Below are 14,700 nucleotides of genomic sequence, written 5' to 3'. Positions count from 1 at the left end.
TCAGTCCTTCGTGAGATGAGGGGAGTCGGGCGAGCTGCCGCGCAGCAGGTCGAGAACGACGCTGTTGTCCAGGTCGCCGAGGCCCTGGGCCTCGACGGCCGCGTACAGGCCGGCGACGGTCGTGGAGAGCGGCAGCGTGACGCCTTCGTCCGCGGCGCTGTCCAGGACGAACCCGAGGTCCTTGTGGAGGTAGCGGGCCGGGCCGGAGGGGGTGAAGTCGCCCTCGGCCAGGTGGTGCCGCTTCTGGGCGAGCACCTCGGAGGAGGCGAGGCCGCCGGCCAGTACGTCGAGCAGCGCGGCGGGTTCCAGGCCGCCGCGTTCGCCGAGCAGGACGGCCTCGGCGAGCGCGACCAGGGTTCCGGCGACGACGAGTTGGTTGCAGGCCTTGGCGAGCGAGCCGGCGCCGGTGTCCCCCAGCCGCCGTACGGTCGAGCCCATCGCCTCCAGACAGGGGCGGATCCGTGCGACCGCCTCCGCCGGGCCCCCGGCCATGATCGACAGGGTGGCGTCGCGGGCGCCGGTCACCCCGCCGCTGACGGGGGCGTCGACGACCGTGATGCCCTGCGGACGCAGCTTCTCGGCGAGGGTGCGCACCGCGACGGGGGAGACGGTGCCCATGACGACCAGGGTGTCCATGACCGGCCGTCCGGAGCGCAGTCCGCCCGGGCCGTCCAGCAGCTCGATGACCTGGGGGAGGTCGGGGAGCATGGTGAGGACGACCGGTGCGGCGGCGGCCACCTGCTCCGGGCTGTCGGCGATGCGACAGCCCGCGGCCGCGGCGGCTTCCAGCGGGCTCCGGCCGCGGTTCCAGGCGAGCACGTCGAAACCGGCCCGGGCCAGGTTCACCGCCATGGGCAGTCCCATCGCGCCGAGCCCGAGGAAGCCGACAGTGCCGGTGTCGGGGGTCATGCGCCGGCTCCCGCCGCGGCATCTCGACGAGTTGTCACCTCGGCGAGCCGGTCCGTGAGCCGAGGGCTGCCGACCACGTCCCGGTTGACGACGAAGCGCGGTACCCGGCCCGCCGCCACCTCCAGCACGGCCCGGACCGCGCTGCCGCCGTTCCCGGCGGACATCTCATCGGTCCACGCTAGGGCGTGCGGGCTGAGCACGACCTGGTCCATGCCCAGCAACGGGTTGTCGGGGGCGGGCGGTTCGCTCTCGAACACGTCCAGTCCGGCACCTCTGATACGCCGTACCCGCAGCGCGTCGATCAGCGCGCCCTCGTCGACGATGGGCCCGCGGGCCACGTTGAGGAGGACGGCCGTGGGCTTCATCAGCGACAGCCGTCGCGCGTCGACCAGGTGACGGGTCTCGTCCGTCAGGGCGCACATCACGATCACGGCGTCGGCCTCCGCCATCACGGTGTCGACGTCCGCGAGCCTGACGCCGAGCACGGCGGCGGTCTCCGGTGGGCAGTACGGGTCGTACGCCACGACGTCGACCTCGAACGGATCGAGCAGCCCGACCAGATCGCGGGCCGTGTTGCCGAGGCCGATCAGCCCGATACGGCGGCCGGTGAGCCCGAGGCCCATCCACTGTTCCTTCTCGGCCCAGCGCCCCTCCCGCACCAGCCGGTCCTTGGCGGTCACGTTGTGCAGCACGGCGAGCAGCAGCGTGAGGGCGGCGGTGGCGACCGGCCGCCGGGCGCCATCGGGGGTGATGGTCACCAGGGCGCCGTTGCGGGTGCACGCGTCGAGGTCGACGGCGTCGTAGCCGACACCGAAGCGGGCGAAGAGGAGCGGGGGGCGGACGGCACCCTCGAAGGTGCGTGCCGTGACGGCGGGGCCGGCGAACAGGACGGCGTCCAGGCCGTCGACGTCCGCCGCGAGGAGTTCCCCGGTGTCACGCGGCAGGTAGTGCCAGTCCACCCCGGCGGCGTCGAGTTCGCCGAGCCGGATGTCGCCCCACACGTTGCGGCCGTCCGCGTCCAGGAAGTCCCGGCTGACGCCGACCGTGAACCCCAGGGCGCCCATCACAGCACCGCGATCGGGTTGACGGGCGAACCCGTGCCGCCGGGGACGTTCAACGGGGCCACCACGAACAGGAACTCGTAACGGCCGGCCTGCGCGCAGGCGACGGAGAGCGCTTCGAGGTCCAGGTTGTCCAGCAGCGGCACACCCATGGCGGTGATCGCCAGGGCGTGCACAGGGGAGTGCAGCCCTTCGACCGGCGAGGGCCGTACGTCGCTGTCGCCGTCGCCGCCGAGCAGCGCGATGCCGCGCTCGGCGAACAGCGGCATGGCGTCCACATGGAAACCGGCGCTGGCGTTGTCCGGGTTCCAGGCGCCGAGTTCGGCGCGGCGCCGGAAGTGGCCGGAGCGCAGCAGTACGGCGTCCCCGTCGCCGATCGTGACGCCGAGGGTCTTCTCGGCCGCGGTGACGTCCTCGGCGTGCACGGCCCGGCCGGGCTCCAGCCAGTCGGAGCCGAGCACGGCCGGCATGTCGATCAGGACGCCCTTGGTGACCAGCGGGCCGAGCGCGGAGACGGAGCCGAAGCGGGCGCCGCCCGCGTCGACGACCTCGCGTGCGGTGTGGCCGCCGTAGAGCTGTCCCCGGTAGGCGATGTGGGAGAGCGCGTCGAGGTGGCTGACGCCCTTGCCGTGGTAGTCGACGGCGATGAAGTCCTTGTGGCAGGACGGTTCGGGGGCTTCGACGTCACCGAGGTCGGACATGTAATGGAGGGCGGGCTTGCCGTTGTCCGGGCCGGGCACGGTGTTCCACGGCAGGGCGGTGGGGACGGCGGTGCCGGTGCGGACCAGTGCGGTGGCGCGCCGCGCGTGTTCGGGGGTGACCCGGTTCCAGGCGCCGCGGTCGGCGTCGGCCGGGGCCCAGCGGCCCCAGGTGCGCAGCTCGTCGAAGAGCGTGTCGAACTCCGCGCGGGACATCGGAGGGCCATTGGGGGGTGGATCGTGCGGGGTGCTGGTCATCTGCTGCTCAGCGCTCCAAGGCTCGCAGGGTGTCGTCGGTCGGCCCGGAGGGCGCGCTACGGTCGAGTGGTCCCGAAGGGATGCGGAGAATCTCGACGGCAAAGCGTGCGCCGACGGCATTGTCGTTCGGGGGCACACGAGAGACAATAACCAATATGCTGAACGACGAACAGAATGATGGGTGGAGTTGCTGGTGAGCGCAAGTGACCCGGGTAGTCTCGTTCCCGCAGTGACGCGGGCCGTGGCCATCCTTGACGCACTCGGCGAGGCGGAGGGCCGCCCGCTGTCGGTGAGTGAGATCGCGCGCGCCCTGGGTCTGCCGAAGTCCTCGACGGGCAATCTGTGCGCCTCCCTGGAGGCGGCGGGGATGATCGCGCGCAACGGCTCGGGCTTCAGTCTGGGACGCAAGCTCGTCGAGCTCGGCGGCCGCTACCTGGCCACCGTCGACCAGCTGCGCGACTTCTACGAGCTGTGCCGGCGCAGCGCCCACATCTCGCGGGAGACCGCGCGGGTGGCCGTACTCGACGGCCTGGACGTGCTCTACCTGGGGCGTTACGACGGCACGCAGCCGCTGCGGCTGACCGCCAACATCGGCGACCGCTTCCCCGCGAACTGCACGGCCACCGGCAAGGCCATCCTGTCCACCCTGGATCCGGCGGTGGCCGAGGACCGGCTGCGCGGCCGCACCCTGACCGCGCTCAGTGAGCGGTCCCTCACCTCGGTGCCGGCCCTGATGGCGGACCTGGCCGAGACCCGGGAGCGCGGCTACGCGATCGACGACGAGGAGACCACGGCGGGCATCCTCTGCCTCGCCGTGCCGGTCAACGGCTTCCGTACCGACTCGGCGCCCTTCGCGATCAGCGTCACCGTGCTCAAGGCCCGGCTCGACGACGAGTTCCGCGAGGCGCTCCTGAAGGACCTGCGGGTCATCGCGGCGGGCCTGGAGAACCCCATGCTCCCGCAGGGAGCGCAGCGGCCCGGCAGCGGCTGAACCCCCGGGGGTCCTGGGCCCTCTTCAGTACCACCCACGGCGGCCGTACGGAGATCTCTCCGTACGGCCGCCGTAACTTTGGTGCAATAAATACCGGCAGAACCATTGACCAACATGCTGGCAGCTATACAGGATTCTGGTCGAGCCGACGGAATGGTCCTCGGCTGGCAGATCCCTTCGGAGAAGCCCGTGTATGACGCTCCCGATGACACAGCTGACACTGCTGACACAGCTCCACACCGCCCCCTGGTGAGCATCCGGGGGCTGCGCAAGCGGTTCGGCGGCACTCTCGCCCTCGCCGACGTCGACCTCGACGTCCACTCGGGCAGCGTTCTGGCCCTATTGGGCCACAATGGTGCCGGTAAGTCGACCCTGATCAAGATCCTCGCCGGGGTCTACCGGGCGGACCAGGGCGAGGTCACCGTCGCGGGCCACCCGCTGGGCACCGAAGCCGCCGCCGCGGAGATGTCCTTCATCCACCAGGACCTCGGTCTCGTCGAATGGATGACGGTCGCCGAGAACATCGCCCTCGGCACCGGCTACCCGCGCCGCGCCGGACTCGTCTCCTGGCGGCAGGTCCGCGAGCGCAGCACCGAGGCGCTGCAGATCGTCGCCGGTCAGCTCGACCCGGACGCCGCGGTCGCCGACCTCACCCGCGCCGAACGCTCCCTCGTCGCCATCGCCCGCGCCCTGGCCACCCGGGCCCGGCTCATCGTCCTCGACGAACCCACCGCGAGCCTGCCCGCCGCGGACTGCGCCCGCCTCTTCGAGGTCCTGCACACCCTGCGCGACCGCGGCCACGGCATCGTCTACGTCAGCCACCGGCTCGACGAGGTCTACCAGGTCGCCGACAGCTTCGCCGTCCTGCGCGACGGCCACCTCATCAGCGAGGGCCGCCTCGCCGACCACGGCCCCGACCGCATCGTGCGCGACATCGTCGGCCACGAAGCGGAGGGCCACCGCCCCGAGCCCGGCCCCAAGGCCCCCACCGGCGAGGCCCCCACCGGCGAGGCCCCCACAGTGCTGCGCCTCACTGGCGTCACCACCGAGGGCGCCGGCCCCGTCGACCTGGAGGTGCGCGCCGGAGAGGTCCTCGGCATGGTCGGCCTCACCGGCGCCGGCCACATGGACCTCGGCCGTGCCCTCGCCGGTTCCCGGCCGATCCAGGACGGTGAGGCACTGCTCGACGGCAGGCCCTACCGGCCGGGCTCGCCCGCCGCGGCCGTCGACGCGGGCATCGGCTTCGTCACCAGCAACCGCCAGGAGGAGGGCTGCGCCCTCGAACTCACCGTCCGGGAGAACTTCCTGGCCAACCCGCGGGCCGACAGCCGCTCCCCGTGGCGCTGGATCAGCCCGTCCCACGAGCGCGCACAAGCGACCGCGCTGGTCGAGAGGTTCGGCGTACGGCCCGCCGACTCCGAGGCACCCATCGCGACCCTCTCCGGCGGCAACCAGCAGAAGGTCATGATCGGCCGCTGGCTGCGCCTGACCAGGCGCGTCGTGATCCTGGAAGAGCCGACCGCGGGAGTCGACGTCGGCGCCAAGGCGGAGATCTACCGCCTGCTCGACGACGCGCTCGCCCAAGGACTCGCGGTCCTCCTCATCTCCACCGACTTCGAGGAGGTCGCCGACGTGTGTCACCGCGCCCTGGTCTTCGTACGGGGCCACGTGACCGCCGAACTCAGCGGCGACTCCCTCACCGTCACCGAACTCACCCACGCCGCGTCGGCCATGCCGGCGCTGACCGGAACGGCGGACAACTGATGGCCACCGAGACCGAATCCGCCCGCCGGCAGGCCGACCACGGCAAAAGCCCACAGGAGGAAGGCGACGGCGCCCGCAAGGGAACGCGCGAACAGCCACCGGGCGGCGCCGACAAGGGCACGGGCCCCGGCTCCATCGCCGCCTGGCTGCGCGGCGGCCACCTCATCGGCACCTACGGGCTCCTCGGCCTGACCGTCCTGCTGTTCGTCGTCTTCGCGCTGGTCCTGCCGGACACCTTCCCGACGATGGACAACGCCTCGTCGATCCTGTCCAACCAGTCGATCCCCGCGATCCTCGCCCTCGGCGCGATGATCCCCATCGTCACCGGCAAGTTCGACCTCTCCGTCGGCTACGGACTCGGCTTCGCCCACGTCCTGGCCATGCAACTCATCGTGAACAGCGGCTGGTCGTGGCCGATCGCCTGCGTCGCCGTCATCCTCGGCGGCGGCATCGTCGGCGTACTCAACGGCCTGCTGGTGGAGTTCGCCAGGATCGACTCCTTCATCGCCACCCTCGGCACCGGCAGCCTCCTGTACGCCTGCACCGGCTGGATCACCGACGGCGCCCGGATCGTACCCGGCCCGCACGGACTGCCCCCGGCCTTCACCGACCTGTACGACTCCACGTTCCTCGGCCTGCCGGTCCCCGCCTTCTACGTCCTCGCGCTCGCCGTGGTGCTCTGGCTGCTGCTGGAACGCCTGCCGCTCGGCCGCTACCTGTACGTCATCGGCTCCAACGCCCGCGCCGCCGACCTCGTCGGCATCCCCACCCGCCGGTACGGCATCTACGCCTTCGCCGGTTCCGGACTCGTCGTCGGTTTCGCGGGCGTCCTGCTCGCCGCGCAGCAGCAGATCGGCAACCCGAGCGTCGGCATGGACTACCTGCTGCCCGCCTTCGTCGGCGCCCTGCTCGGCTCCACCGCCATCAAACCGGGCCGTGCCAACGCCGCCGGAACCGTCGTCGCCGTCACCATCCTCGCCATCGGCCTGGCAGGCATCCAGCAACTCGGCGCCGAGTTCTGGGCGACCTCCCTCTTCAACGGCGGAACGCTGCTCCTCGCGGTCGGTCTGGCCGGCTACTCCGCCCGCCGCCGACTGCGCGCCGGCGCGAGCGCCACCCGCCGTTCACTGTCCGCGCCCGGGGCGGAACCCGGGACCGTATCCACGACGGAGCCGCCGACACCCGCCACCGCCGCGTCCACCGACGACGCGCCGCGCACACCCTGACCGCGGCCGAACCTCCGCGCCCGTTCGCTCGCCTGCCGTATCTCCCAAGGAGCGCCACCGTGTCGTACCACCCCACCCGCAAGGCAACACTCAGAGCGGTGGCCGCCCTGGCCGTGCTCACCGCTTCCCTGGCGGGCTGCACCCGGGGCTCAGAGAGCGCCGGCTCCACCACCGTCGGCGGGTCCTCGAAGGCCGGCTGCCCTGCCGTGCTGGCGAAGGCCAAGAAGGCGGTCGCGGCCGCCGAGGCCGTCGACGCCCCCTGGGGCGGACCGACCACCGGACCCAAGGCGGTCGCGGGCAAGACCATCGTCTACGTCGCCCAGAGCATGACCAACCCCGGAGTCGCGGGCGCCGCCGAAGGCGTCAAGGAGGCCGCCAGGACCATCGGCTGGACGGTGCGGATCATCGACGGCCAGGGCACCCCGGCCGGCATCCAGGCCGCGCTCAGCCAGGCCGTCGCCGTGAAGCCCGCCGGCATCGTCCTGTCCGGCTTCGACCCCAAGTCGACCGCCCAGCAGGTCGCTCAGGCCAACGCGGCCGGTATCCCGCTCATCGGCTGGCACGCCGTCGGCACCCCCGGACCCAGCACCGACCCGAAGCTCTTCAGCAACATCACCACCAAGGTCGAGGACGTCGCGAAGATCAGCGCCGACTGGATCATCAGCCAGTCCAACGGCCGGGCCGGCGTGGTGGTCTTCACCGACGCCTCCATCCCGTTCGCCAAGGGCAAGTCGGACCTGATCGAGAAGGAGCTGGCCACCTGCTCCGACATCAAGGTGCTGTCCACCTCCAACATCCCGATCGCCGACGCCAGCAGCCGCACCCCGCAGGAGGTCTCCGCACTGCTGTCCCGCTTCGGCACCCGGTGGACGAACTCCGTGGCCATCAACGACCTGTACTTCGCCGACGCGGCACCCGCGCTGCGGGCGGGCGGCAAGCAGGGCAACGGTGCCCCCTTCAACATCGGCGCGGGCGACGGCGACCCGTCCGCCTTCCAGCGCATCAACAGCAAGCAGTTCCAGGCGGCCACGGTGCCCGAGCCGCTGTCCGAGCAGGGCTGGCAGATCGTCGACGAGTTCAACCGCGCCTTCGCCCACCAGCCCGCCAGCGGCTACGTCGCCCCGGCGCACATCACCACGGCGGCCAACAGCGGCGGCGGATCCTCCTGGGACCCGAAGGGGTACCGCGAGGCGTACCAAAAGCTCTGGGGCAAGTAGACGACACCGCAGGCCCCGGCATGCTCCCTCCCGCTCCTCCTCAGCGGGAGGGAGCATGCCGTTCGGTGGCATCGATGTAGTCGTGGAGGACCTTGCGGGAGCGGGCGAGCAGTTCGATCTGTTCGTCCAGCCCCTGGAGGCGAGCTCGCAAGGCGGTCAGGAGCTCGGGGCAGGGTTTGAGGTCGGGACCCGTGCCGGTGACGCAGGGCTGAAGGAACCCGATCTCCTGGGTCGACAGTCCGGCTTCGAGCAGGTTCCTGATCTGAGCCACGGTCAGGACGTCGTCGTCGCTGTACTCGCGGTAGCCACTGGCCTTGCGGACGGGTACGAGCAGGCCCTGGGCCTCGTAGTACCGCAGTTGATGGGCGCGGACTCCGGTCCGCCGGCTCAACTCTCCGATCAGCACGGTGATTCCCCCCTTGACCTTCATACCGGTATGAAGGTTGACGATTCTGCCATGACCACCAACTCGGCTCCATCCAAAGAGCACTTGACGCGCAACCCCGGTGCCGGCCCCACCCCCGTGACGGTCCTGGGCCTGGGCCTGATGGGCCAGGCGCTGGCCGGAGCGTTCCTGCGTGCGGGGCACCCCACGACCGTGTGGAACCGCACGGCGGCCAAGGCCGAACACCTTGTCGCCCAGGGCGGGAAACGCGCCGACTCGGTCCGCGACGCCGTCACGGCCGGCCCGCTCGTGGTCGTCTGCGTCTCCGACTACGACGCTGTGCACGCACTTCTCGGTCCGCTGGGCGATGTCCTCGACGGGCGGGTCCTGGTCAACCTGACCTCGGGCACCACGACGCAGGCCCGTGAGACCGCCGCATGGGCGACGCGGCAGGGCAGCACCTACCTCGACGGCGCCATCATGGCCGCCCCCGGGGCCATCGGCACGGCGGACGCCGTCGTCCTCTACAGCGGGCCCCGGTCGGCCTTCGACCTGCACGAGTCGACCCTGACGAGTCTCGCCGCGGGAACGGCGTACATCGGTGACGACCACGGCCTGTCGTCGCTGCACGAGGTGGCCGTGCTGGGCCTGATGTGGGGCATCGGGAACGGCTTCCTGCAGGGTGCCGCCCTGCTCGGCGCGGCGGGGGTGGACGCCGCGGCGTTCGCCCCGCTCGCGAGGAAGGGCATCGGCATGGTGACCGACTGGCTGACCGACTACGCCCAACAGGTCGACGACGGCACGTATCCGGCCCTTGATGCCACCCTTGACACTCACCGGGCCGCGATGGAGCACGCCATCCAGGAGAGTGAGTTCCTCGGTGTCAATGCCGAACTTCCGAGGCTCATCAAGTCCCTGACCGACCGGGCGGTGGCCGACGGGCACGGCGGCAGCGGCTACGCGGCAATGATCGAGCAGTTCCGAAAGCCCTCAGGAGAGCGCCCATGACGGCCACACCCTTTGACCCACGCACGCTGCTCACGGCAAGCCGACTCGGTGTCCTCGCCACGATCAAGTCGGACGGCCGCCCACAACTGTCACCCGTCATGCCCTTCTACGACCCGGAGGCCGATGTCATCTACGTCTCGATGAGCGCCGGATCGGCCAAGACGGCGAATCTGCGACGGGACCCACGAGCCGTGCTGGAGGTCACCAGCCCCGACGGCCGGGAGTGGGCCACCGCCGAAGGCACGGCCACCCTCACCGGTCCGGGAACCGACCCCTACGGTCCCGAGGTCGAGGCGCTGGTGAACTACTACCGCATCGCCGCCGGGGAGCATCCGGACTGGGACGAGTACCGGTCGGTGATGGTGTCCGACCGCCGGGTGCTGATGGCGATGACGGTCGAGCACGTGTACGGCGCCAGGATCCGCTGACACATGAGGAACGGTGTCGGCCGTATCCAGCGCACCGAGCGGCCGGTGCAGGTCTTAGTGTCGACGGCATGACCGAAGAGTCCCTGCGCTCCGTCACCGTCGAGCGAACCAGCACCGGCCACTTCACCGCGACGAACGTCCGTGGCGGCACGATCAGCTTCGGCACCGGCTCCGAGCCGCACGGGGGCGCCGAGTTCACCCCGGTCGAGTTGTTGCTCGCCGCACTCGGAGGCTGCACGGCGGTGGACGTCGACGTCGCCACCAGCCGCCACGCGGAGCCCACCAGGTTCTCCGTCGCGGTGACCGGCAACAAGATCAGCGACGAGCTCGGCAACCGGATGACCGACCTCTTGGTCACCTTCTCCGTCGCCTTCGCGGACGGAGAAGGCGCGGATCGCGCCCGAGCGATCCTCCCGAGGGCGGTCAAGTCCTCCCACGACCGCCTCTGCACGGTCAGCCGCACCGTCGAGACCGGCACCCCCGTCTCCGCGACGGTCGACGACGCCTGACGTCACGCGAGGTCCGTGCAACCCGCTCGCTGTAGCGCACGGCGGCCGGGCCCTCGCACACCCGCACCGTGACGAGGAAAGATGGGACGTCGAGCGACGGAGCAAGCCATGCGGAGGAACGCACATGCAGCATGAACGAGCGGGTCGGCCGGCGGGTCCCGAGGACCTTGTCGACGTCGCCCGGTTGGTGACCGCGTACTACGCGCTGCACCCCGACCCGGCCGACCCGGGGCAACGGGTGGCGTTCGGTACGTCAGGACACCGCGGGTCGTCCCTGAGCACGGCGTTCAACGAGGACCACATCGCCGCGACCAGCCAGGCCATCTGCGAGTACCGCAGCGCGCAGGGCACCGACGGGCCCCTCTTCCTCGGCGCCGACACGCACGCCCTGTCCGAGCCCGCCCGGGTCACCGCACTGGAGGTGTTCGCCGCCAACGACGTGACCGTGCTCATCGATGTCGCCGACGGCTACACCCCCACCCCGGCCGTCTCGCACGCCATCCTCGCCCACAACCGCGGTCGTGCCACCGGCCTCGCGGACGGCGTGGTCGTCACCCCCTCGCACAACCCGCCCGCGGACGGCGGCTTCAAGTACAACCCGCCCAGCGGCGGCCCGGCCGGCTCCGAGGCGACGTCCTGGATCCAGGACCGCGCCAACGAGATCATCACGGCCGGGCTGAAGGACGTACGCCGCATCCCGTACGTCCGGGCCCTCACGGCCCCCGGAACCGGCCGCTACGACTTCCTCGGCACCTACGTCGCCGACCTGCCCGCCGTCCTGGACCTGGACGCGATCCGCGCCGCCGGCGTCCGTATCGGCGCCGATCCGCTCGGCGGGGCCTCCGTCGCCTACTGGGGCCGGATCGCCGAGGAGCACCGGCTCGACCTGACTGTGGTCAATCCGCTCGCGGACCCCACCTGGCGCTTCATGACGCTGGACTGGGACGGCAAGATCCGCATGGACTGCTCGTCGCCGTACGCGATGGCCTCGCTCATCGAGCAGCGTGACCGCTTCCAGATCGCCACGGGCAACGACGCCGACGCCGACCGGCACGGCATCGTCACCCCGGACGCGGGTCTGATGAACCCCAACCACTACCTGGCCGCCGCCATCGCCTACCTGTACGCCCACCGCGAGCAGTGGCCCGACCACACAGGTATCGGCAAGACCCTGGTGTCGTCCTCCATGATCGACCGCGTCGCCGCCGACCTCGGGCGGCGCCTCGTCGAGGTGCCCGTCGGCTTCAAGTGGTTCGTGGACGGCCTGGTCGACGGCTCGCTCGGGTTCGGCGGCGAGGAGTCGGCCGGCGCGTCGTTCCTGCGCCGCGACGGCTCGGTGTGGACCACCGACAAGGACGGCATCATCCTGGCGCTGCTCGCCTCCGAGATCACCGCCGTCACCGGGAAGACCCCGTCGGAGCATTACGCCGCCCTGACGGCCCGCTTCGGCGATCCCTCCTACGCCCGCATCGACGCCCCGGCGACCCGCGAGGAGAAGGCGCTGCTGGCCAAGCTCTCGCCCGCGCAGGTCACGGCGGACACCCTGGCCGGCGAGGCGGTCACCGGCGTCCTCACCGAGGCCCCCGGCAACGGGGCGGCCATCGGCGGCATCAAGGTGACCACCGAGAACGCCTGGTTCGCGGCACGCCCCTCGGGCACCGAGGACGTCTACAAGATCTACGCCGAGTCGTTCCAGGGACCCGACCACCTGCGCCGGGTCCAGGAGGAGGCCAAGGACGTGGTGATGGCGGCCCTCGGCGGCTGACCGCCGGGACCGCCCCTGGAGGCGGGGGTTCAGGCGACGGCGAAACGGAACGCGCCGGCGCCCCCGCCCAGCGTCAGCCACACATGCCGCTCCTCACGCACCAGCCGCAGCGCCACGTGCGCGCAGCCGGGGCAGCGGGCGGTGAGACCGGGCTCGGGGCCGTAGACGTGCAACTCGGCGAGCGGCCCCGAGCGGGCGCACTCCGGGCAGCGCCACCAGGCGGCGGTCGCTTCCACGGAGAGGATCTCCGAGAGCGGTCCGGCAAGGCAGTTGCCGTCGAGATGGGCGGCGGTGTCTGGCACGGGGTCCTCCAACGTCGGGGTCAGCCGAAGCGTTCGGTACGAATGGTCGCCGGATCCCGTCCCAGTCCGGTCAGCAGATCGCCGACCGCCTCGACGAACCCGGTGGGGCCGCAGACGTAGACGGGGCTCGCCGGCAGCAGCCCGGCCGTCGCTTCCGCCAGGTCGTCCGCCGTGACCCGGCCCGGGGCGCGGGCGGTGTCCGGCGGCGCCTTGCGGGTGTGCACGAGGCGGACGTCAAGATCGGGATGTCCGTCGGTGAGGTCCTCGTGGTACCAGGCGTCTTCCGCGCTGCGCACGGAGTACAACAGGTGGAAGGCGCCCCGGGAGAGCGACTGGCGGTGGGCGCGCACCATGGCCGTCAGCGGGACGACCCCCGAGCCGCCCCCCACCAGGAGCACCGGCTCGGTCCGCCCCGGCCGCCACACGAACCAGTTCCCGAGCGGTCCCCGCACCTCCACCTCCGCGCCCACGGGCAGCGCGTCGGCCAGATACGGCGAGACCTCCCCGTCGAGCACCGCCTGCACCCCCAGTTCGACGCGGTTGCCGTCTGCGGGCGCGGCCAGCGAATAGCTGCGCACGGCCTGGTAGCCGTCGTCGGCGGTCAGGCGCACGTCGACATGCTGACCGGGGAGGTGGCCGGGCCAGCCGGGAACGGTGAAGACCAGGGTGCGGGCTGTGGCGTTCTGCGGGACACGCTCCACCAGCCGCGCCCGGCGCCATACGACGGCCACGCTCAGTCGCCCCAGTTGCGCTGCTCGCGCCACGGGTCGCCGTAGTCGTGGTAGCCGACGCTCTCCCAGAACCCGGGTTCGTCCTCGTCGGTGAGCTGGATGCCCTGCACCCACTTGGCCGACTTCCAGAAGTACAGGTGGGGCACGAGCAGCCGGGCCGGGCCGCCGTGCTCCGGCGACAACGGATAGTCGTCGAAGGTGTGGACGAGCCATGCCTGGCCGTCCAGGAGATCCTCCAGCGGCAGATTCGTGGTGTAACCGCCGTAGCTGCTGACCACGACGTAGTCGGCGGCCGTCTCGACGTCCTCGAAGAAGGTGTCCAGCGACACGCCCCGCCACCGTGTGTCGAACTTCGACCAGCGCGTGACGCAGTGGATGTCCTGCACGGTCTCCTGCTGGGGCAGGGCCATCATCTGGTCCCAGGTCCACGCGTGGGTCCGGCCGGTCTCGGTGGTCACGGTGAACTGCCACGACTCGACGGGGACCTTGGGCGTGGGGCCCGCCGACAGGACGGGGAACGACTCGGTCGGGTACTGCCCGGGCGGCAGCTTGTCGGCCACCTGTCGGGCTCGGCCCTGGAAGCCGGGGGAGAAGGAGTTCACGGGGTCATCTCCTGGGTACGTCCGCCGGGGGCGTGCGAGGCTCTGTAGTCAGTGTCGGGGGGAGTGGCCCCGTTCACCATCCAGCCGTGCGGGGCGGGTCCCCGAAGGCCGGCGTCGCACAGGCTAGGACGCCCGCGCGGAGGCGGATAGCCCACGCGTGCACCGAGACCGGTCCACGGGCGCACGGAGCGAGCGGTACGTGTCGATCGATCACCACGTCATGCCTGACTTCGTCATTGACAGTCATGTCGTCGCCCAGCTAGCTTCGACAGACGAAGTCAGCTGGGAGGCACTGGGGTATGGGACGGTCACGCACGTACGAGTGGAGCGACCCCGCGATCACGGCGGCCGCCGTCGGGCGTACTTCCGGCCTGGACCTCCTGCAGGAGATGCTGACGGGCCGGCTGCCGGGCCCGCCCGTCACCGCCACCCTGGACTTCACCCTCGACGAGGTGGCGGAGGGAAGAGCGGTGTTCTCCCTGGTGCCGGGGGAGGAGCACTACAACCCCATCGGCAGCGTGCACGGCGGCGTCTACGCCACCCTCCTGGACTCCGCGGCGGGCTGCGCCGTCCAGTCCACACTCCCGCCCGGCATGGGGTACACCTCGCTCGACCTGACCGTGAAGTTCCTGAAGCGGATCACGGTGGACACGGGCAGGGTGCGTGCCATCGGCACGATCGTCAACCGGGGCCGTCAGACGGCCCTCGCCGAAGCCACGCTGGTCGATGCCCAGGACCGCCTCCTCGCCCACGCCACCAGCAGCTGCCTGCTGTTCCCGGTGCCCGTCTCCGAGGACTGACCGGACGGGCGCCGCCAGGTCGTCCGGCGGGCGCCTTCTCGGAACC

At 71.4% G+C, this 14,700-nt stretch carries 16 protein-coding genes; 9 read left to right on the top strand and 7 right to left on the bottom strand.

Annotated features, from left to right (window positions below; genetic code table 11):
• The 3 genes from OG252_RS05840 to OG252_RS05830 are packed head-to-tail and all read right to left on the bottom strand — an operon-like array spanning window position 1 to window position 2,926.
• Window positions 1–909: an NAD(P)-dependent oxidoreductase gene (locus OG252_RS05840; RefSeq protein ID WP_329334257.1), complete on the bottom strand. Its 909-nt coding sequence runs from the start codon at window positions 907–909 to the stop codon at window positions 1–3.
• Window positions 906–1,973: an NAD(P)-dependent oxidoreductase gene (locus OG252_RS05835; protein WP_329334255.1), complete on the bottom strand. Its 1,068-nt coding sequence runs from the start codon at window positions 1,971–1,973 to the stop codon at window positions 906–908. The genes OG252_RS05840 and OG252_RS05835 overlap by 4 nt, the downstream gene beginning before the upstream one ends.
• The gene (locus OG252_RS05830; protein WP_329334253.1) at window positions 1,973–2,926 is read right to left on the bottom strand and encodes a cyclase family protein; all 954 of its coding nucleotides are present in this window, start codon (window positions 2,924–2,926) and stop codon (window positions 1,973–1,975) included. The genes OG252_RS05835 and OG252_RS05830 overlap by 1 nt, the downstream gene beginning before the upstream one ends.
• Before the next feature lie 181 nt (window positions 2,927–3,107).
• Between OG252_RS05830 and OG252_RS05825 the strand changes: the two genes are divergently transcribed.
• From OG252_RS05825 to OG252_RS05810, 4 genes are all read left to right on the top strand, one after another.
• Window positions 3,108–3,917: an IclR family transcriptional regulator gene (locus OG252_RS05825; protein WP_329334252.1), complete on the top strand. Its 810-nt coding sequence runs from the start codon at window positions 3,108–3,110 to the stop codon at window positions 3,915–3,917.
• Window positions 3,918–4,070: 153 nt separating this feature from the next.
• Entirely contained in the window at window positions 4,071–5,681 is a 1,611-nt protein-coding gene (locus tag OG252_RS05820) for a sugar ABC transporter ATP-binding protein (protein ID WP_329345084.1), read from the top strand.
• Window positions 5,681–6,907: an ABC transporter permease gene (locus tag OG252_RS05815; protein WP_329334250.1), complete on the top strand. Its 1,227-nt coding sequence runs from the start codon at window positions 5,681–5,683 to the stop codon at window positions 6,905–6,907. The genes OG252_RS05820 and OG252_RS05815 overlap by 1 nt, the downstream gene beginning before the upstream one ends.
• Before the next feature lie 98 nt (window positions 6,908–7,005).
• Window positions 7,006–8,124 carry a substrate-binding domain-containing protein gene (locus OG252_RS05810; RefSeq protein ID WP_329345083.1) on the top strand — a complete coding sequence of 373 codons (1,119 nt, stop codon included), beginning with the start codon at window positions 7,006–7,008 and terminating at the stop codon, window positions 8,122–8,124.
• A gap of 40 nt (window positions 8,125–8,164) precedes the next feature.
• Here OG252_RS05810 and OG252_RS05805 read toward each other — a convergent pair whose 3' ends face one another.
• Complete coding sequence (locus tag OG252_RS05805) at window positions 8,165–8,530, bottom strand: MerR family transcriptional regulator (RefSeq protein WP_329345082.1); 366 nt, start codon at window positions 8,528–8,530, stop codon at window positions 8,165–8,167.
• Between the two features lie 51 nt (window positions 8,531–8,581).
• Here OG252_RS05805 and OG252_RS05800 point away from each other — a divergent pair, with 51 nt between their 5' ends.
• The 4 genes from OG252_RS05800 (at window position 8,582) to pgm (ending at window position 12,219) form a co-directional block, all read left to right on the top strand.
• A complete protein-coding gene (locus OG252_RS05800) occupies window positions 8,582–9,517 on the top strand; it encodes an NAD(P)-dependent oxidoreductase (protein WP_329334248.1) in 936 nt (311 codons plus the stop codon).
• Window positions 9,514–9,945 (top strand): PPOX class F420-dependent oxidoreductase, encoded by a 432-nt coding sequence (locus OG252_RS05795; protein ID WP_329334246.1) that lies wholly within the window; start codon window positions 9,514–9,516, stop codon window positions 9,943–9,945. Before OG252_RS05800 ends, OG252_RS05795 begins: the two co-directional genes overlap by 4 nt.
• Window positions 9,946–10,013: 68 nt before the next feature.
• Entirely contained in the window at window positions 10,014–10,454 is a 441-nt protein-coding gene (locus tag OG252_RS05790; protein ID WP_329334244.1) for an OsmC family protein, read from the top strand.
• Between the two features lie 124 nt (window positions 10,455–10,578).
• Window positions 10,579–12,219, top strand: coding sequence for a phosphoglucomutase (alpha-D-glucose-1,6-bisphosphate-dependent) (gene pgm / locus OG252_RS05785; RefSeq protein ID WP_266451520.1), 1,641 nt, complete (start codon window positions 10,579–10,581; stop codon window positions 12,217–12,219).
• Between the two features lie 29 nt (window positions 12,220–12,248).
• Here pgm and OG252_RS05780 read toward each other — a convergent pair whose 3' ends face one another.
• Genes OG252_RS05780 through OG252_RS05770 form a run of 3 tightly spaced genes read right to left on the bottom strand, consistent with a single transcriptional unit; the run spans window position 12,249 to window position 13,854 of the window.
• Complete coding sequence (locus OG252_RS05780) at window positions 12,249–12,521, bottom strand: DUF6510 family protein (RefSeq protein ID WP_329334241.1); 273 nt, start codon at window positions 12,519–12,521, stop codon at window positions 12,249–12,251.
• A 20-nt stretch (window positions 12,522–12,541) separates the two neighbouring features.
• On the bottom strand, window positions 12,542–13,252 hold the full coding sequence (locus OG252_RS05775; protein ID WP_329334239.1) for a ferredoxin reductase: 711 nt from the start codon (window positions 13,250–13,252) through the stop codon (window positions 12,542–12,544).
• Window positions 13,253–13,254: 2 nt separating this feature from the next.
• Window positions 13,255–13,854, bottom strand: coding sequence for a sulfite oxidase-like oxidoreductase (locus tag OG252_RS05770; RefSeq protein ID WP_266451523.1), 600 nt, complete (start codon window positions 13,852–13,854; stop codon window positions 13,255–13,257).
• 299 nt (window positions 13,855–14,153) lie between these two features.
• Here OG252_RS05770 and OG252_RS05765 point away from each other — a divergent pair, with 299 nt between their 5' ends.
• Complete coding sequence (locus tag OG252_RS05765; RefSeq protein ID WP_329334237.1) at window positions 14,154–14,654, top strand: PaaI family thioesterase; 501 nt, start codon at window positions 14,154–14,156, stop codon at window positions 14,652–14,654.
• The last annotated feature ends 46 nt before the right edge of the window (window positions 14,655–14,700 follow it).

The sequence above is a fragment of the Streptomyces sp. NBC_01352 genome (assembly GCF_036237295.1).
GTDB lineage: Bacteria > Actinomycetota > Actinomycetes > Streptomycetales > Streptomycetaceae > Streptomyces > Streptomyces plumbiresistens.
This window is presented reverse-complemented; position numbering and strand designations above follow the sequence as displayed.

Excerpts from the sequence above, each read along its gene's own strand:
- OG252_RS05840 (WP_329334257.1), bottom strand. The coding sequence starts at position 909 with ATGACCCCCGACACCGGCACTGTCGGCTTCCTCGGGCTCGGCGCGATG.
- OG252_RS05835 (WP_329334255.1), bottom strand. The coding sequence starts at position 1,973 with ATGGGCGCCCTGGGGTTCACGGTCGGCGTCAGCCGGGACTTCCTGGAC.
- OG252_RS05830 (WP_329334253.1), bottom strand. The coding sequence starts at position 2,926 with ATGACCAGCACCCCGCACGATCCACCCCCCAATGGCCCTCCGATGTCC.
- OG252_RS05820 (WP_329345084.1), top strand. The coding sequence starts at position 4,071 with ATGGTCCTCGGCTGGCAGATCCCTTCGGAGAAGCCCGTGTATGACGCT.
- OG252_RS05815 (WP_329334250.1), top strand. The coding sequence starts at position 5,681 with ATGGCCACCGAGACCGAATCCGCCCGCCGGCAGGCCGACCACGGCAAA.
- OG252_RS05800 (WP_329334248.1), top strand. The coding sequence starts at position 8,582 with ATGACCACCAACTCGGCTCCATCCAAAGAGCACTTGACGCGCAACCCC.
- OG252_RS05795 (WP_329334246.1), top strand. The coding sequence starts at position 9,514 with ATGACGGCCACACCCTTTGACCCACGCACGCTGCTCACGGCAAGCCGA.
- OG252_RS05790 (WP_329334244.1), top strand. The coding sequence starts at position 10,014 with ATGACCGAAGAGTCCCTGCGCTCCGTCACCGTCGAGCGAACCAGCACC.
- pgm (WP_266451520.1), top strand. The coding sequence starts at position 10,579 with ATGCAGCATGAACGAGCGGGTCGGCCGGCGGGTCCCGAGGACCTTGTC.
- OG252_RS05765 (WP_329334237.1), top strand. The coding sequence starts at position 14,154 with ATGGGACGGTCACGCACGTACGAGTGGAGCGACCCCGCGATCACGGCG.